Genomic DNA, 18,380 nt, shown 5'->3' on the forward strand with positions numbered 1-18,380 from the left:
ACCTTCGAACGTGAACAAGCCGGCCACCAGTGTCACTCCGCCCCCAGTGACCCAGCGCACGCGCAGCAGCGCGCAGATCACCGTGTTGTTCGTGGTGTTGATTCTGTCGATCATCCTGCTGTTCGCCAATTTCGCCTACCTCAACACCCAGTCCAACCACGACAAGCAGTACATTGGTCATGCTGGCGAGTTGCGCGTGCTGTCCCAACGCATCGCCAAGAACGCCACCGAGGCGGCCGCCGGCAAGGCCCTGGCTTTCAAGCTGCTGTCCGATGCACGCAACGACTTCGAGCGGCGCTGGAGCTACCTGCGCGAAGGTGACAGGTCCACTGGCTTGCCTGCAGCGCCTGTCGCGGTGCGCGACGAGATGGAGGCGGTGCGCCAGGACTGGGAAAACCTGCGCAAGAACACCGATACCATCCTGGCCAGCGAGCAGACCGTGTTGTCGCTGCACCAGGTAGCGGCAACCCTGGCTGAGACCGTGCCGCAGTTGCAGGTCGAGTACGAAAAAGTCGTGGAGATCCTGCTGCAGAGCGGCGCCCCGGCCAACCAGGTGGTGGTCGCCCAGCGCCAGTTGTTGCTGGCCGAACGTATTCTCGGTTCGGTCAACACGGTGTTGGCGGGTGATGACACGGCCGCCCAGGCTGCCGACGCCTTTGGTCGCGATGCCAGCCGGTTCGGGCAGGTGCTCGAAGGCATGCTCGGGGGCAACCCGGCGATTCAGGTCACGCGCGTGGAGGACGCCGATGCGCGGGCGCGGTTGGCCGAAATTGCCGAGCTGTTCCAGTTCGTGGCCGGTTCGGTGGACGAAATTCTTGAAACTTCGCCCGAGCTGTTCCGCGTGCGCGAGGCTGCCAGCAACATCTTCAGCCTCTCGCAAACTTTGCTGGACGAGGCCTCGCACCTGGCCAACAGCTTCGAGAACCTGGCCAGTGGGCGGACCCTCGACACCGTCGGCGGTTACGTGCTGGGTCTGCTTGCACTGGCCTCGATCATCCTGATCGGCCTGGTGATGGTGCGGACAACGCATCGGCAGTTGCAGGAAACAGCAGAAAAGAACGAGCGCAACCAGCAGGCGATCATGCGCCTGCTCGATGAGATCGAAGAACTGGCCGACGGCGACCTGACCGTGACGGTGTCGGTGACCGAGGACTTTACCGGCGCCATCGCCGACTCGATCAACTATTCCGTGGACCAGCTCCGCGATCTGGTCGCGACCATCAACCACAGCGCCGAACAGGTCGCCGCGGCGGTGCAGGACACCCAGAACACCGCGCGCCAGCTGGCCAAGGCTTCGGAGCATCAGGCCGAGCAGATCAGCGAGGCGTCGCTGGCGGTGGGCGACATGGTCGAGTCGATCGACCGGGTATCGGCCCATGCCTACGAGTCGGCCAAGGTAGCCGAACGGTCGGTGGCCATCGCCAACAAAGGCAATGAGGTGGTGCACAACACCATCAACGGCATGGACAACATCCGCGAGCAGATCCAGGACACCGCCAAGCGGATCAAGCGGCTTGGCGAGTCCTCCCAGGAGATCGGTGATATCGTCAGCCTGATCGACGACATTGCCGACCAGACCAACATCCTTGCCCTTAACGCGGCAATCCAGGCATCGCTGGCGGGCGAAGCCGGTCGCGGCTTTGCCGTGGTCGCCGACGAGGTGCAGCGCCTGGCGGAGCGCTCCTCCTCGGCAACGCGGCAGATCGAGGCCTTGGTACGCACCATTCAGGCCGATACCAACGAAGCGGTCATCTCGATGGAACAGACCACCGCCGAAGTGGTGCGCGGCGCGCGCCTGGCGCAGGATGCCGGGGTAGCACTGGCTGAGATCGAAGGCGTGTCGCAGAACCTTGCCGAGCTGATCCACAGCATTTCCGATGCCGCCCAGTTGCAGACGTCGTCGGCTGGTCAGATTTCCCACACCATGGCGGTGATCCAGCAAATTACCGCGCAGACCTCCGCAGGCTCTGGGGCGACCGCCGACAGTATCCGCCACCTGGCTCGCATGGCCAGCGAGATGCGTCGCTCGGTGTCCGGCTTCACCTTGCCGGCACCTGCCGAGCCACGCTGAGGAGTTGTCCATGGCGTCTGCCGCAGTCACCCCCGAACGTCACGATACGGTTGCCCTGGCCTGGACCAAGGCAGCCATCCTCGATTGCCTTGGTCAGGCCCGCCAGGCGCTGGAGCGCTTTGCTGGGGAACCGGGCGACCTGTCGATACTGGCGTTCGTCGTCGATAACCTGCACCAGGTTCATGGTTGCTTGCGCATGCTTGAATTGCGGGGCGCGGCCCACCTGGCTGAAGAATTGGAGCTACTGGCCAGGGCCTTGGCCGAAGGCCAGGTCAGCCCACGAGGAGAGTGCCTGGGCGCGGTGTTCCGGGGCCTGGAGCAGTTGCCCTCCTATCTGGAGCGGTTGCGCGGTGCGCGCCACGACTTGCCCTTGGTGATGTTGCCCTTGCTCAACCAACTGCGCACCTGCCGTGGTGTAGGCCCGCTGGCCCAAGGCAGCCTGATCGGCGGCGCCGCCGAGCGCTTCGCCGGGGCCGACGACCTCGCCAACCTCGACCTGTCGCTGGGCAACTGGCGCGAGCAGATGCAGGCGGGGCCAGGGCGCGATGCCCTGCGCTCGGTGGTGACGGCGTTGTGCGATGACCTGATGCGCATCAAAGAGCGCCTGGACCATTTCGTGCGTGGCGACCGTCAGCACAGCGAGCAACTGGAAGACTTGCTGGCGCCCCTGCGCCATGTCGCGGACACCTTGGCGGTGTTAGGTTTCCAGCAACCACGACGGGTGATCATCGACCAGGTTCTGGCCCTGCAGGCACTGGCGCTCGGCGAGCGTGCAGCGGATGACGCCGTGCTGATGGATGTGGCGGGCGCGTTGCTGTACGTCGAAGCCACCCTCAACGGCATGGTCGGGCCGCTGGAGGAAGGCGGCCAGGGCGGGCTGCCTGGCTCGGACCTGGCCGAAATCCGACAGCTGGTGCTGAGCGAGTCGCTGTCAGTGGTGCAGCAGGCCAAGGACCTGATCGGTGACTGCCTGGAATCCGGCTGGCCCCGGCAACGTCTGCAGCCCCTGCCAGGCTTGCTGCAGCAGGTGCGCGGCGCGTTGTCGATGCTCATGCTGCCGGTTGCCGCCGAGGTGTTTGCCGGCTGCGCAAGTTACGTCCAGGGGTGGTTGCAGCACCTGGACGTCGAACCGCCAGCGGACGAGCTCTCGCACCTGGCCGAAGCACTGAGCGCTGCTGAGTGCTACTTGCAATGGCGGGTGGCCGATCCATTGGCCGATGGCCAGCCCTTCATCGACATGGCCCGTGCCAGCCTGGCGGCATTGGGGGTGCAATGCACGCTGGTCGAGACTGGCGCCGACTCGTCGGCGGGAAGCGACGGCATCGACGACGAACTGCGCCAGGTGTTCCTTGAGGAAGCCGGCGAATTGCTGCCGGACATCGAACGGCATTGGTTGCGCTGGCGGGCCGACAACCACCTGCGTGAAGCCTTGATCGAAGTGCGCCGCGCCCTGCACACGCTCAAGGGCAGTGGGCGCATGGTGCATGCCGAGGCGGTAGCGGAGCTGGCCTGGGGCGCCGAGCATTTGCTCAACCGCGTGCTGGAAGGGCGCATCGCGCTGGTGCCGGAGGCCGTGGTGACGTTGCAGCGGGTATTCGTTCACCTGCCCGACCTGCTGGCCGACTTTGCGGCAGGGCAGTTGCCACAACTGACCGAAATCGAACAGCTGGCGAGTCACCTGCACGTGCTGGCCGAGAACGATGCACCTGCCAGCACCGAGGTCGAGGGTCTCGACCCGCAACTACTGGACATTTTCCGCAACGAGGCACAGGGGCACCTGGCTTGCCTGGACAGCTTCCTGCAGGAGGCGGCCGGCCACGACACCCCCGTGAGCGATGCCCTGCAGCGTGCCTTGCATACCTTGAAAGGCAGCGCGGCCATGGCGGGTGTCATGCCGATCGCCGAGCTGGCCACCGCATTCGACCGGCTGGTTCGTGAATACAAGGGGCATCAGTTGCCGCTGCAAGTCGCCGAGCTGCAATGGCTGGAAGCAGCGCGCACCTTGTTCCACCTTGGCCTGGCCCAGCTCGGCAGTACGCCGCTGGCGGCCATTGCCGGTGCGGCGCAATTGATAGAGCAGGTCGGGCAAAGGGTGGACGAGCGCCTGGCCACGCTGCATGAAGACCCCCAGCATGGGCGTCGAAGCAAACGGGATCCGCAATTGATCGCCAGTTTCCTGGGGCAAGGCATGGACATCCTGCTCGATGCCGAGTCGCTGCTTTCACGCTGGCAGGAGCACCCCGGCCAGCGGCAGGAACTGGACACCCTGCTGGATGAACTGACCACCCTCGGTCACGGCGCGCACTTGGCGGACCTGTGGCAGATGGATGATGTCTGCGAGGCGCTGCTGGATCTTTACGGGGCAGTGGAAGAGGGCAGCCTGGTTGCGGATGCGCGCTTCTTCGCCCAGGCCCAGCAGGCCCACGAGGCGCTGCTGGACATGCTCGACGAAGTGGCGGCGGGGCAGGAGGTCACGGCCAGGCCGGAGCGGATCGATGCGTTGCGCAGCCTGCTGGCCGAGGCCCTGGCACCGGATGCCACCGGCCTGGTGGGCCGCGATTCGGTCAAGCCTCTGCCGCCCGCCGTGGACCTTGAAGACCCGGCGTTGGCGCAACTGTTCCTCGAAGAGGCGCGGGACATCCTCGACAGTGCCGACCAGGCCTTGGAGCAATGGGGTCAGGAACCGGACAATCTTTCCACGCTCTCGTCCCTGCAACACGACATGCAGACCCTCAAGGGGGCTGCACAAATGGCTGCGGTCGGCGCGGTCGAGCGGCTGGCCCAGGAGCTTGGCCTTTTTTACGAGGCCCTGGTCGACCGCCGTCTTGGCTCAAGTACCGGGTTGATCGCTTTGCTACGGCGGGGCCACGCGGCCCTGGGCGAGATGCTCGACACTTTGCGCCAGGGCCAGCCGCCGTCTTCGGCGGTCGACTTGTTGGGCGAAATGCGCGAGGTGCGCCACGCGCCGCCACCGCCCAGCAGCGAGGCGATTGTGGAGGAGGCGGACAGCCCGGGCGACAAGGAACTGCTGGAAGTCTTCCTGGAAGAGAGCTCGGACATCGTCGAAAGTGCCGCCGAGGCCCTGGCGCGCTGGCAAGCCGACCCGCGCAGCAGCGTCGAGGTGGATAACCTGCTGCGTGACCTGCACACCCTCAAGGGCGGGGCACGCATGGTCGAAATCGCGGCCATCGGCGACCTGGCCCATGAGCTGGAGTTCCTCTACGAACTGCTGGCCGCCGGGCGTCTGCCACCCAGCCCGCCATTGTTCGCCTTGCTGCAAAACTGTCACGACCGCCTGGCGCACATGCTCGATGCCGTGCGCCTGGGTCAGCCGTTGCATGCAGCCACGGCGCTGATCGACTACATCCGTAACTTCAGCAGTGCGGCCCTGACCGACAGCGCTGCCGGCCAGGCCCCGGCCGACGCGACACCGGCCGAAGCGCCCGCCACGACGCCCGAGCGGGCAGCGGGCGATATGGTCAAGGTCGATGCCGAGTTGCTCGATGAGCTGGGTAACCTGGCCGGCGAGCATTCGGTGATTCGCGGGCGTATCGAGCAGCAGGTCAACGACGCGCAGTTCGCGTTGAACGAAATGGAAACCACGCTGGAGCGCATGCGCGATCAACTGCTGCGCCTGGACATCGAGACCCAGGGGCGGATTTCCAGCCGTCAGCAAATCGAGGGCGATGCCTACGACGACTTCGACCCGCTGGAAATGGACCGTCACTCCCAGTTGCAGCAGCTGTCGCGGGCACTGTTCGAGTCGGCCTCCGACTTGCTCGACCTCAAGGAAACCTTGGCTCAGCGCGCCCAGGAGGCCTACAGCCTGCTGCAGCAGCAGGCACGGGTAGCCAGCCAGTTGCAGGAAGGCCTGACCGCGACCCTGATGGTGCCGTTCGAGCGGCTGGTGCCGCGCTTGCAGCGAGTGGTACGGCAGGTGGCGACCGAGCTGGGCAAGCAGGTGGAGCTGGTGGTCGGCAATGCCGAGGGCGAACTGGATCGCAGCGTTCTGGAGCGCATGGTAGCGCCCCTGGAACATATGCTGCGCAATGCCGTGGACCATGGTCTGGAGTCGCGTGAGGCACGCCTGGCCGCTGGCAAGCCGGAGCAGGGCACCATTCACCTGAACCTGCTGCACGAAGGCGCCGACATCGTCATCGAAATGACCGACGATGGTGCCGGTGTGCCGTTGGAGGCGGTGCGGCGCAAAGCGATCAAGCGCGGGTTGCTGGACCCGCAAGCACAATTGAGCGATCACGAAATCCTGCAGTTCATCCTGCGCCCAGGTTTTTCCACGGCCGAGAAGATCACCCAGATTTCAGGGCGCGGACTGGGCATGGATGTGGTCCATGAAGAGGTCAAGCAGCTGGGCGGCTCGATGAGCATCGAGTCGGCCCAAGGCAAGGGCGCGCGTTTCCTGATTCGCTTGCCGTTCACGGTGTCGATCAACCGCGCTCTGATGGTGCACCTGGGGGAAGAGCAGTACGCCATTCCGCTCAATACCATCGAAGGTATCGTCCGCGTGCCGCCAGCGGAACTCGATGCCTGCTACCAACTGAGTTCGCCTCGCTATGTGTACGCCGGCCATGCCTACGAGCTGCGTTATCTTGGCGAGTTGCTGCAGGGCGTGCCGCGGCCCAGCTTGCTGGGCCAGAGCGTGCCCCTGCCGGTCTTGCTGGTTCATTCCCAGGAGCAATCGTTCGCCATCCAGGTCGACAGCCTGTCACCCAGCCGTGAGATCGTGGTGAAGAGTCTGGGCCCGCAGTTCGCCGCAGTGGCGGGGCTGTCCGGTGCGACCCTGCTCGGTGACGGCCGCGTGGTGCTGATTCTTGACCTGCTGGGCCAGCTGCGTGGTCAGCAACGGCGTCTGGCACGCCTGCCGGGAGGCAGCGATGCGCAGCGCCAGGCATTTGGCCCCGCGCCACGACGGGCGCTGCTGGTGATGGTGGTGGACGACTCGGTTACCGTGCGTAAGGTCACCAGCCGCCTGCTGGAGCGTCACGGCATGAGCGTGTTGACGGCCAAGGACGGTGTAGATGCCATGACCCAGCTCGAAGAGCATCGGCCCGATGTGCTGCTGCTGGATATCGAAATGCCGCGCATGGACGGTTTCGAGGTGGCCACCCGCATTCGCCGCGACGAGCGCCTCAAGGACCTGCCGATCATCATGATCACCTCGCGTACTGGGCAGAAGCACCGTGATCGGGCGATGGCCATCGGCGTCAACGAATACCTCGGCAAGCCTTATCAGGAGTCGGTCCTGTTGCAGAGCATCGCCCACTGGAGCCAGACCCATGCTTGAACTGATCGCAGGCCAGCGCAGCAGCCTGACCGGGTTGCTGCTGCCCCTGGGGGACCGCACCTTGGTATTGCCCAACGTTGCCGTGGCCGAGTTGCTTGGCCGACGTTCGCTGCCGTGCGAGCGCAACGCGCTGGCCTGGCACCTGGGCTGGATCGACTGGCGCCAGCAGCACTTGCCGTTGATCGGTTTCGAAGCGGCCTGCGGCGGCGAAACCCCCTGTGGCGAACGCGCGCGCATCGTCGTGCTCAATGCCTTGGGCGACACCGGGCTGCGTTACCTGGCGTTGTTGCTGCAGGACATTCCCCGTTCGTGCAAGCTCGACAGCCAGCTCAACTATGTGGATGTGGCGCTGGGCAGCCTGGAGCTGGCAGCGGTGCAGGTGGGCGAGCAGGTGGCGCGGGTGCCGGACCTGGTGGCGCTGGAGCGGTTGGTGCGTGACGCGCAACTGCAACCTGTCGCCAGTTAGCATGTGCTTTGGCTGGCCCCTACACACAGCGAGTTGTAGAAGCCGGCTTGCCGACGATAGAGTCGGAATCGACCAAGACAGGAACCCTGCCCACCTCAGGAGGTCTGTGTTTGCATGTATTACGGTGAACGCTTCAACGCCTGGACGCATCTGGTCGGTGCTGTGCTGGCCTGCATCGGCGCCATCTGGCTGATCGTGGTAGCGGGCCTGCAGGGCGACCCCTGGAAAATCGTCAGTTTCTCCATCTATGGCAGCACATTGCTGCTGCTTTACAGCATTTCCACTCTCTACCACAGCACTCGTGGACGGGCGAAAGTGATCATGCGCAAGCTCGATCATCTTTCGATCTACCTGCTGATCGCCGGCAGCTACACGCCATTCTGCCTGGTCAGCTTGCGGGGGCCTTGGGGCTGGAGCCTGTTTGGCGTGGTCTGGGGCCTGGCGGTGATTGGGATGCTGCAGGAAATCAAGCCGCGTTCCGAAGCTCGGATCCTGTCGATCGTCATCTACGCGGTGATGGGCTGGATCGTCCTGGTCGCGGTCGAACCGTTGTTGCGCAGCCTGGGTGGCGCCGGCTTCGCCTGGTTGGCGGCCGGCGGGGTGTTCTACACCGTGGGCATCATCTTCTTCGCCTTCGACAGTCGCTTCCGCCACTGGCATGGCATCTGGCACCTGTTCGTGATCGCCGGCAGCCTGATGCACTTCATCGCCGTGTCGTTCTACGTGCGTTAGAAGTCGCCCCACAACTGCTGTGCCACCGACAGCGCCACCACCGGTGCAGTTTCGGTGCGCAGCACCCGTGGGCCGAGCCGGGCGGCGTGGTAGCCGGCGGCTTTTGCCTGGTCGACTTCCGCTTCGCTCAGGCCGCCTTCAGGGCCAATCAGGAAGGCCAGGCGCGTCGGTTTGGCGTGGCGGGTCAGAGGCTCTGCTACCGGGTGCAATACCAGCTTGAGGTCGGCTTCGGTGCTATTGAGCCACTCGGCGAGGGTGACGGGAGGGTGAATGATCGGCAGGGTGGATCGGCCACATTGCTCGCAGGCGCTGATCGCCACCTGGCGCCAATGGGCCAGGCGCTTGTCGGCGCGCTCGTCCTTCAGGCGCACTTCACAGCGTTCGCTGACGATTGGGGTAATCTCGTTCGCCCCAAGCTCGGTGGCTTTCTGAATCGCCCAGTCCATGCGTTCGCCTCGGGACAAGCCCTGGCCGAGATGAATGTGCAGTGGCGATTCGGCCTGCCCAGGCAGAGCCTGGTCAAGGCTGACGCGTACGCTTTTCTTGCCCACCTCCAACAGTTGGCCGAGGTACTCCTGGCCGCTGCCGTCGAACAGTTGCACGGCATCGCCAGCCGCCATGCGCAGCACGCGGCCAATGTAGTGGGCCTGCGCTTCGGGCAGGTCGTGCTCGCCTGGGCTCAGGGGGGCGTCTATGAAGAAGCGGGACAGTCTCATGGTTCTGCTCGGAGTATTGAGGGTACGAATCTCCCGGTGGGAGCGGCGAAATGCGAGGTCAGCCCGGATCACGGAAGCCAGGGTGGAAATCAGCCGGCACCGCGACACTCACACTGTCGCGCGTGGCGATGTCGATACCTTCGCTGGCCACGTCGGCAAGGAAGTCGATCTGCTCAGGGGTGATCACGTACGGCGGCAGGAAGTACACCACGCTGCCCAGCGGGCGCAGCAGTGCGCCGCGTGTCAGGGCATGCTCGAACACTTTCAGGCCGCGACGCTCTTGCCAGGGGTAGGCGACCTTGCCGGCTTTGTCCTGGACCATCTCGATGGCCAAGGCCATGCCGGTCTGACGGATTTCCGCGACATGCGCGTGATCGGCCAGGTGCGCAGTGGCACTGGCCATGCGCTTGGCCAGGGCCTTGTTGGCTTCGATGACGTTGTCTTGCTCGAAGATGTCCAGGGTCGCAAGTGCCGCTGCGCAGGCCAACGGGTTACCGGTGTAGCTGTGCGAATGGAGGAAGGCCCGCAGGGTCGGGTAATCGTCGTAGAACGCCTGGTACACGGTGTCTGTGGTCAGGCACGCGGCCAACGGCAGGTAGCCGCCGGTAAGGGCCTTGGACAAACACAGGAAGTCCGGACGTATGCCAGCCTGTTCGCACGCGAACATCGTCCCGGTGCGGCCGAAGCCGACGGCGATCTCGTCGTGGATCAGGTGCACGCCATAGCGGTCGCAGGCTTCGCGCAGCAGTTTGAGGTAGACCGGGTGGTACATGCGCATGCCGCCGGCACCCTGGATCAGCGGTTCGATGATGACGGCCGAGAGGGTCTGGTGGTGCTCGGCCAGGGTTTGCTCCATGGCCGCGAACATGTTGCGCGAGTGCTCTTCCCAGCTCATGCCTTCCGGGCGCAGGTAGCAATCCGGGCTAGGCACCTTGATGGTATCGAGCAGCAGCGCCTTGTAGGTTTCGGTGAACAGTGGCACGTCGCCCACCGACATCGCGGCGATGGTCTCGCCGTGGTAGCTGTTGGTCAGAGTGACGAAGCGCTTTTTCGCCGGCTTGCCGATGTTCTGCCAGTAATGGAAGCTCATCTTCAACGCCACTTCGATGCACGATGAGCCGTTGTCGGCGTAGAACACCCGGTCGAGCCCGGCCGGTGTCATGGCGACCAAGCGCTCGGACAGCTCGATGACCGGCTGGTGGCTGAAACCGGCCAGGATGACGTGCTCCAGCTGGTCGACCTGGTCCTTGATGCGCTGGTTGATGCGTGGGTTGGCGTGACCGAATACGTTGACCCACCAACTGCTGACGGCGTCCAGGTAGCGCTTGCCTTCGAAGTCCTCGAGCCACACACCTTCGCCGCGCTTGATCGGGATCAGCGGCAGCTGCTCGTGGTCTTTCATCTGGGTGCAGGGGTGCCACAGGACCTTCAGGTCACGTTGCATCCACTGATCGTTGAGGCCCATCGGCGCTTCTCCTGGCATTGCAGCTTGGTTTGACCGCGTAAGCCTAAGCAATGCCGCCGGGCACGACAACCGCTGCCGTCAGATGGCGACAGGTGCGCGTCCAGGCCCGCTTGGGCAAGGTGCTGAAAATCGTGTGCTGGCGAGACGCAAAAACAAAAATGTCAGTTGGCAAAGGCACTTGATATCACTGAGCTGGCAGGGTCTGCAGACCTGACGTATTCTTAACGCATCTCCCTCGGGGCATCCCTGCCTCTCCCTATTCTGTTGCTTTTAACTCGGAGTTCGCCGATATGGCCGCTGCTTGGGTGCGCCTGTGCGCGTTGGTATTGATTGGTGTGTCCAGCGGTGCCGCGCTGGCAAAGGACAAGACACCCTCGGCAATCGTGGTGGGTGGCGGCCTGGCAGGCCTGACCGCCGCTTACGAGCTGCAGAACAAGGGCTGGCAGGTGACTCTGCTGGAAGCCAAGTCGGGCATGGGTGGTCGCTCGGGGCTGGCCACCAGCGAGTGGATCGGCAACAGCAAGGCCCAGCCGGTGCTGAACCAGTACCTGGACCGTTTCAAGCTTGAAACACTGCCCGCGCCAGAGTTCGTTCGTACCCCTGGCTACCTGATCGACGGCGAGTATTTCAGTGCCACGGACCTGGCCGCCAAGCAGCCGGCCACCGCCGAAGCCATCAAGCGCTACGAGAAGACGCTCGATGATCTGGCCCGCTCGATCGAGGACCCGCTGAACCCGCAGGCAACCAGCACCCTGTTCGCTCTGGACCAGATCAACGTCTCCACCTGGCTCGACAAGTTGCAGTTGCCGACCACTGCACGACAGTTGATCAACCAGCAGATCCGTACCCGCTATGACGAGCCGTCGCGTCTGTCGCTGCTCTACTTCGCACAGCAGAACCGTGTCTATCGTGGGGTCAGTGACCGCGATCTGCGCGCCGCCCGTCTGCCCGGGGGTAGCCCGGTCCTGGCGCAGGCTTTCGTCAAGCAGCTCAAGACCATCAAAACCAGCTCGCCGGTGACCTCCATCGTGCAGGACAAGGACGGCGTGACGGTCAAGGTCGGTAGCGTCGGCTATCAGGCGGACTACCTGGTGATGGCCGTGCCGCTGCGTGCCCTGGCCAAGATCCAGATGACCCCAGGCCTGGACAGCCAGCACCTGGCGGCCCTCAAGGGCACCAACTATGGCTGGCGCGACCAGCTGATGCTCAAGTTCAAGCAGCCTGTGTGGGAAAGCAAGGCCCGGATGTCGGGTGAAATCTTCAGCAACGCTGGCCTTGGCATGCTGTGGATCGAACCAGCGCTCAAGGGCGGTGCCAACGTCGTTATCAACTTGTCCGGCGACAATGCCCGCCTGTTGCAGGCATTTGGCGACAAGCAGATGGTCGACCAGGTACTGATCCGGTTGCACGCGTTCTATCCAAAGGCCCGTGGTTCGTTCTCTGGGTATGAACTCAAGCGCTACAGCACCGACGCCAACACTGGCGGCGCTTACTTGGCCTATGGCCCAGGCCAGATCAGCAAGTACTGGCGCCTGTGGGAGCGTCCGGTGCAACGCATTAGCTTCGCCGGCGAGCACACCGATGCATTGTACCCAGGCACTCTCGAAGGCGCCCTGCGCAGTGGTCAGCGTGCTGCCAGCCAGGTTCAGGACCTGCTGGCAGGCAAGTCGTTCGACCCGGCTAAAGCGGCGCCGGTGGCTGCAGCTGCGGCAACCGGTGCTGTAGCGGCCAAGAAGGAGGGTGGGTTCTTCTCGCGTCTGTTTGGCGGCGGCGAGAAACCCGAAACCAAACCAGCAGCCGTCGTGAAAACAGATGCGGTGGCTCCGGCCCCGGCCCCTGTCGCCACCCCTGCGCCGACCCCTGTAGCAGCGCCTGCGGTCGTGGCCAAGGAAGAGCCGGCCAAGCCTGCCGCTACCAAGGCCACCCCGGCCAAGCACGCCCCGGCGCACAAGCCGGCAGTCAAGCAGGCGCACAAACCTGTCGAGGCGAAGAAGGCTACGGTCAAATCGGAGCCGGTCAAGAAAGCGGTAAACAACACCCAAGCGAAAGCTGACTGAAGCCCGCGTACCGGCTCCTGCACGACCTGCAGGAGCCGGCCTGGCGGCGCTGAGTCCGGCACTGACAAGCGATCCCTCCCCGACTATTGTTAATGTTTCCTTAATAGGAAACGTTCACAATCGGCATCGGAATTTTCGATTAATCGAAGCAACTTTTTGTGCTTTTCTTCGATACGTTACGCGTTAGTCTGTGCACAGCTTTCACGGGGGAACACGTCGACATGCAACTGCGCAACTCACCCGCTCGTTACGGCGCGGTCAGCATCTTTTTGCACTGGGGCGTGGCCCTGGCGGTCTTCGGGCTTTTTGGCCTGGGCCTGTGGATGGTCGGTCTCGACTACTACAGCCCATGGCGCAAATCCGGCCCTGATCTGCACAAGAGTATCGGTCTGGTGCTACTGGTGGTGATGGTATTGCGTGTGGTTTGGCGCTTCATCAGCCCTCCGCCTCCAGCGCCGGCCAACCATGGGCCGCTGACGCGTGTAGCTGCCAAACTGGGCCATCTGGCACTGTACCTGGGGCTGTTCGCGGTGATGATCGCCGGTTACCTGATCTCCACCGCCGATGGCGTCGGTATTCCGGTGTTCGGCTTGTTCGAAGTGCCGGCTCTGATCAGTGATTTGCCCGACCAGGCCGATCTGGCTGGCGAGATTCATCTCTACCTGGCTTGGGCGCTGGTGATTTTCGCCGCCTTGCATGGCCTGGCAGCGCTGAAGCACCACTTCATCGACCGTGACGCGACCCTGACCCGCATGCTGGGCCGCAAAGCTTGATTCTCAACCTCAATTGCAAAGGAAAGAAAGGATGTTGAAAAAGACTTTTGCCGCTCTGGCGCTCGGTACCGCTCTGATCTCTGCTGGCCAGGCCATGGCCGCCGAGTACAAGATCGACAAGGAAGGCCAGCACGCGTTCGTCGACTGGAAGATCAGCCATCTGGGCTATAGCTTCATCCACGGCACCTTCAAGGACTTCGACGGTAACTTCACCTGGGACAGCGCCAAGCCTGAAGCCAGCAAGATCAATGTCGACCTGAAGACCGCCAGCCTGTGGTCCAACCATGCCGAGCGTGACAAGCACATCGCCAGTGCCGACTTCCTGGATGTGAAGAAGTATCCGCAAGCCAAGTTCGTCTCCACCAGCGTCAAGTCCACTGGTGCCAAGACCGCTGACGTGACTGGCGACCTGACCCTGCACGGCGTCACCAAGCCGGTCACCTTCAAGGCTGTGTTCAACGGCGAAGGCAAAGACCCATGGGGCGGTGAGCGTGCTGGTTTCAACGCCACCACCACGCTGAACCTGAATGACTTCGGAATCAAAGGCCCAGGCCCTACCTCGCAGACCCTTGACCTGGATATCAGCGTCGAAGGTGTGAAGCAGAAGTAATTCGCGCTAGCAATGAAAACGCCGCCCAATGGGCGGCGTTTTCATTTGTAGCCGAACGATCAGCGATTGCGGGTCAGCAGCGCAGGGCGCTCACCACGCGGCCGGCTCGGCAGCTCTTCCAGTTGTTCCGGCGTTGGGTAGCGGTCGAGCTTGGATTCCTTGCGGATGATCACCGGCTGATGCTGCGGTTCGCGCGGACTACGCACTGCCGGTTCCTGCCGTGTGTTGTCGCTGCGACCGGCCGAGCGGTTACGACCACCCGCGTTACCATCACGGCGCGCACCGCCACCTCCACCGCCATTGTTGTTGCGGGGCGGGCGTTTCTCGCCGCTGGCGCCGCGTTGCTGGCCGCCATTTCGGCCTTGGCCCTGGCTGCCGCCGTTGCTGCGCTGTCCCTGACCTTGCTGTTGACCCTGGCCTGCGGCGCCTGGGCGACGGTTGCGGCCCTGGTTCTTGGCGTTTTGGTAGGGGCTGACGTAGTCGGCACGGTTACCGAAGTTGTCGATCTCGTCATCCAGGAACTCTTCTGGATCACGGTCGGCAGGTACTTTCGGCACAGCGTTGGTGCTGGCCTGCTGCTGGCGAGGCTTCTTGTCGCGTTGCTTGCGCTGCTGTTGCTGGCGCTCGCCGGACTTCTCCTTGTCAGCGGGTTTGTCGGCGGCCTGTTGCTTGGCCTTGCCTTTGTCCTTTCCCTTGTCCTTGCGTCCGCCACTGCCTTCCTGGCCTGCTTCGCCACGGGCCTGCTGGTTGCGACCACCACGGCCATTGTGCTGTTGACGCTCACGGGTTTCTGGCTTCTCGGCTTCGACCTTGCTGGCATCGAAGCCCATCAGGTCGCCGTCCGGGATCTTCTGCTTGGTGACGCGCTCAATGCTCTTGAGCAGCTTCTCTTCATCAGGAGCGACCATCGAGATCGCTTCGCCCGAACGCCCGGCGCGGCCGGTGCGGCCGATACGGTGGACGTAGTCTTCCTCGACATTGGGCAGCTCGAAGTTGACCACATGGGGCAACTGGTCGATGTCCAGGCCGCGGGCGGCGATGTCGGTGGCGACCAGTACGCGAACACTGTTGGCCTTGAAGTCAGCCAATGCCTTGGTGCGGGCGTTCTGGCTCTTGTTGCCATGGATCGCCGCGGCGGTGAGGCCGTGCTTTTCCAGGTATTCGGCCAGGCGGTTGGCGCCATGCTTGGTACGGGTGAAGACCAGCACTTGTTCCCAGGCGCCGAGGGTGATCAGGTGAGCCAGCAGTGCGCGCTTGTGGCTGGCGGGCAGACGGTAGACGCGCTGTTCGATTCGCTCGACCGTGGTATTCGGTGGTGTGACCTCGATACGCTCCGGGTTGTGCAGGAGCTTATCGGCCAGGTCGGTGATGTCCTTGGAGAAGGTAGCCGAGAACAGCAGGTTCTGGCGCTTGGCCGGCAGGCGGGCAAGGACTTTCTTCACGTCATGGATGAAGCCCATGTCGAGCATGCGGTCGGCTTCGTCGAGCACCAGGATTTCCACATGGGACAGATCGACACTGCCTTGGCCTGCCAAGTCCAGCAAGCGACCCGGGCAGGCGACCAGGACATCGACGCCCTTGGCCATGGCCTGAATCTGCGGGTTCATGCCGACGCCACCGAAGATGCAGGCGCTGACCAGGGAAAGGTCACGGGCATAGACCTTGAAGCTGTCATGGACCTGGGCCGCCAATTCGCGGGTTGGCGTCAGAACCAGCACGCGAGGCTGGCGTGGGCCATGGCGTTGCGATTTGTCGGGGTGGCCACCCGGGAACAGGCGCTCGAGGATCGGCAGGGCAAAACCGCCAGTTTTGCCAGTACCTGTCTGGGCGGCGACCATCAGGTCGCGACCTTGCAACACGGCGGGAATGGCCCGCTGTTGCACCGGAGTCGGCTGGGTGTAGCCCGCTGCCTCGATAGCGCGGACAAGAGCCTCGGAGAGACCGAGGGAAGCAAAGGACATGGGCAATCCTGTTCTCGTGGGGGCTGGGCCCGTTGGGATATTCTGCCTGGCGCGACGGGCATCGGCGGGATGCGATCGCGTCCGGTCCAGCTGGGCTTTCACTGCGCATCCGGGCAGCGGAGGGCGAGCGCGAAGGGGCGTCGTTACCGATCAGGATGCCTGTTGCGAGGCCGAGCGTCCGGGCGTGAGCCGGGCGGGAAGGCCCGAGTATAACAGAGCTATCGCTGCGTGCTGCGTTCCTGCTGCTCAACGGCGCCAGGAATATTGTCGAAGTCGTCGGAGTAGCGGTTGTTGATCGCCGCGTAGGCCGGTTCCTGCTTGAAGCGTTGCAGCTCTTCGGAGAAATGCCTGGCCAGGTCCTCGCGCCCAGGTTTGCGGGCCAAACCCAGGTATTGCGCCTGGCGACTGATCATCAGTGGCAGCTCCTCGACCTGCCGTTCGAGCCCCAATTGCTTGCGGAGATAACGACCGACCCGGCGGTCGGTCACCAGCAAGTCGATGCGGCCGAGCATCAATTTGCCGAAGTTGGCCTCATGGGTAGGGGCTGCCTCCCGGCGAAAGTAAGGCGATTCGCTGAACGAGGCGCCGTAGGAGTAGCCGGGCGAAGTGCCCACCGTCAGCCCGGTCAGGTCTTCCAGGCGGGTGACGGGGTGGCGGCGCACGCTGGCTTGGAACAGGACGAACTCGACGTCCGACATAGGCTCGTCGGGGTAGACCATGTACGGTTTGCGCGATTCGGTCTCGAAAATATCCATCACCCCGTCGGCCAGCCCTTGCTCGACCATGGCCAAGCACCGTTTCCAGGGTAGGAACTGCCATTCGACATCGAAGCCCAGGCGCTTGAACACTTCGGTGGTGACTTCGTAGTCGATGCCTTTGGGCTGGCCGTCGTGCTGGTACACGTACGGTGCCCAGTCGTCGGTGACCAGGCGCAAACGTTCACCCAAGGCCAGAGGGCTCAGGCAGGCGAACAACAGGAGGCACAGCAGGCGGGCGACGTCATGCATGGCCGCAGATTACGCGCTCGCTTAGGCCAAGGCCAGATATCGGCGCGCCAGTTCAGGTCTGCGGGACGTCGAGCAGGTGGCCCTCGATTTCCTTACGCCGGCCACCGAGTGACAGGCGCATGCCCGGATGGCGCAGGCAGCGGCGCAATTGCTCGGGCTCCATGCGGCCCTCGCGCGCCACATAGTTCTCCAGGGCTTTGTCCCACCAGGCCGGGGCGCAGGCCCGGTCGAACTCGTTGCCATACGGGTAGCAGCCGTACAGCAGTTCTCGGGCGAACTGGCGTTCCTGGCTCGGCAAGGTCAGCGTCAGTGCCTTGTAGCCCAACCGGTGCAGGGCTGGCGGGCGCGGCAGTCGGTCATTGACCTGCAGCACGTCGGCCCGGGCCGCCTCACTGAGTGGTTCATCGGCGTGCTTGCGCAGCCAGGCCTGGATCTTGGCGCGGAACTGCTGCTTGCGGCTCCAGTAGTGGTGGATCACATCGGTGCACTCGGCCAGCGCGAGGGTGCGGTGGGCGGCCACTGCAAGGCAGAACTCTTCGAGTGTGTAGGCGGTGGGTGCCAAGGGATAGAACTCGTCCATCATGGCAATGGAGCGGTCCAGTATCTGAGCATCAGCCTGGGTCAGGCCGATGACTCCGGAGTTGACCATGCGTGTCTGATCGTCAGCCAGTCCGCGTTGGCGAAGTATGGCGTGAAGGCTTTCGTACAGCACGGCCTTGCGGTTCGCGCCGTAGGGCGCGCCAATGAAGTTGCACAGCAACTGGCCTGGCTTGACGCGTTCGAACAGGCGCAGCGGCGAGGTGCGGAAGAACGTATCGGTGTCGATCAGTACCGCCAGCGGATGCTGTTCGAGCACTTGGCGCAATAGCACGTGCTTGCTGCGAAAGTGATAACCATGGGGAAGATTCCAGGCCGTGCGCGTCGCAGCGTCCAGCACGTGGACGTTGACGGGCAGTTTGCCGTAGGGCGCCGGGTTGTCGGTGTAGACATGGATGTCAACGGCGGCGCCAGGCGTTTCACCCAGGTGAGTGAGGGCGCTGACGATGCTGAAACAGGCCTCTTGGTGATAAGTCACCGGGCCGAACGCGAGGTAGATGAGCTGCGAGCGTGCAGGCGACGGTGTCTGCATATCGGGCAAACCTGGCTGTCCACAGGGATAATAAGGCTTTAGTGTAAGACTAAAGCCTTAATTGTTCCTTAAACAGATGTTTCCAAGTTGT

General features: G+C 63.6%; 12 protein-coding genes. 7 read left to right on the top strand and 5 right to left on the bottom strand.

Annotated elements, in window-relative coordinates; all coding sequences use genetic code 11:
- Positions 1-10: 10 nt before the first annotated feature.
- The 4 genes from P3R38_RS02125 (at position 11) to P3R38_RS02140 (ending at position 8,571) form a co-directional block, all read left to right on the top strand.
- Positions 11-2,071, top strand: coding sequence for a methyl-accepting chemotaxis protein (locus tag P3R38_RS02125; RefSeq protein ID WP_277686783.1), 2,061 nt, complete (start codon positions 11-13; stop codon positions 2,069-2,071).
- 10 nt (positions 2,072-2,081) lie between these two features.
- A complete protein-coding gene (locus tag P3R38_RS02130; RefSeq protein ID WP_277686784.1) occupies positions 2,082-7,373 on the top strand; it encodes an Hpt domain-containing protein in 5,292 nt (1,763 codons plus the stop codon).
- Positions 7,366-7,839, top strand: a complete 474-nt coding sequence (locus tag P3R38_RS02135) for a chemotaxis protein CheW (protein WP_023378341.1) — start codon at positions 7,366-7,368, stop codon at positions 7,837-7,839. Before P3R38_RS02130 ends, P3R38_RS02135 begins: the two co-directional genes overlap by 8 nt.
- A 114-nt stretch (positions 7,840-7,953) precedes the next feature.
- Positions 7,954-8,571, top strand: coding sequence for a hemolysin III family protein (locus tag P3R38_RS02140; RefSeq protein WP_023378343.1), 618 nt, complete (start codon positions 7,954-7,956; stop codon positions 8,569-8,571).
- Here the strand turns inward: P3R38_RS02140 and P3R38_RS02145 are convergent.
- The gene (locus P3R38_RS02145; RefSeq protein ID WP_186598249.1) at positions 8,568-9,287 is read right to left on the bottom strand and encodes a 16S rRNA (uracil(1498)-N(3))-methyltransferase; all 720 of its coding nucleotides are present in this window, start codon (positions 9,285-9,287) and stop codon (positions 8,568-8,570) included. The two genes, P3R38_RS02140 and P3R38_RS02145, sit on opposite strands and share 4 nt — an antisense overlap.
- 58 nt (positions 9,288-9,345) lie before the next feature.
- On the bottom strand, positions 9,346-10,752 hold the full coding sequence (locus tag P3R38_RS02150) for an adenosylmethionine--8-amino-7-oxononanoate transaminase (protein ID WP_027907943.1): 1,407 nt from the start codon (positions 10,750-10,752) through the stop codon (positions 9,346-9,348).
- Positions 10,753-11,042: 290 nt separating this feature from the next.
- Between P3R38_RS02150 and P3R38_RS02155 the strand changes: the two genes are divergently transcribed.
- The 3 genes from P3R38_RS02155 (at position 11,043) to P3R38_RS02165 (ending at position 14,192) form a co-directional block, all read left to right on the top strand.
- Positions 11,043-12,809, top strand: coding sequence for an FAD-dependent oxidoreductase (locus P3R38_RS02155; RefSeq protein WP_277686785.1), 1,767 nt, complete (start codon positions 11,043-11,045; stop codon positions 12,807-12,809).
- Positions 12,810-13,030: 221 nt separating this feature from the next.
- Positions 13,031-13,582: a cytochrome b gene (locus tag P3R38_RS02160; protein ID WP_277686786.1), complete on the top strand. Its 552-nt coding sequence runs from the start codon at positions 13,031-13,033 to the stop codon at positions 13,580-13,582.
- 31 nt (positions 13,583-13,613) lie between these two features.
- Positions 13,614-14,192, top strand: coding sequence for a YceI family protein (locus P3R38_RS02165; protein WP_027907944.1), 579 nt, complete (start codon positions 13,614-13,616; stop codon positions 14,190-14,192).
- 59 nt (positions 14,193-14,251) lie between these two features.
- Here P3R38_RS02165 and P3R38_RS02170 read toward each other — a convergent pair whose 3' ends face one another.
- From P3R38_RS02170 to P3R38_RS02180, 3 genes are all read right to left on the bottom strand, one after another.
- Positions 14,252-16,153 carry a DEAD/DEAH box helicase gene (locus P3R38_RS02170; protein WP_023378358.1) on the bottom strand — a complete coding sequence of 634 codons (1,902 nt, stop codon included), beginning with the start codon at positions 16,151-16,153 and terminating at the stop codon, positions 14,252-14,254.
- A gap of 218 nt (positions 16,154-16,371) precedes the next feature.
- A complete protein-coding gene (locus tag P3R38_RS02175) occupies positions 16,372-17,160 on the bottom strand; it encodes a transporter substrate-binding domain-containing protein (RefSeq protein WP_104883028.1) in 789 nt (262 codons plus the stop codon).
- Positions 17,161-17,212: 52 nt separating this feature from the next.
- Positions 17,213-18,289, bottom strand: a complete 1,077-nt coding sequence (locus P3R38_RS02180; protein ID WP_027907945.1) for a hypothetical protein — start codon at positions 18,287-18,289, stop codon at positions 17,213-17,215.
- Between the last annotated feature and the right edge of the window lie 91 nt (positions 18,290-18,380).

Source organism: Pseudomonas sp. NyZ480 (assembly GCF_029537255.1).
Taxonomy (GTDB): domain Bacteria; phylum Pseudomonadota; class Gammaproteobacteria; order Pseudomonadales; family Pseudomonadaceae; genus Aquipseudomonas; species Aquipseudomonas taiwanensis.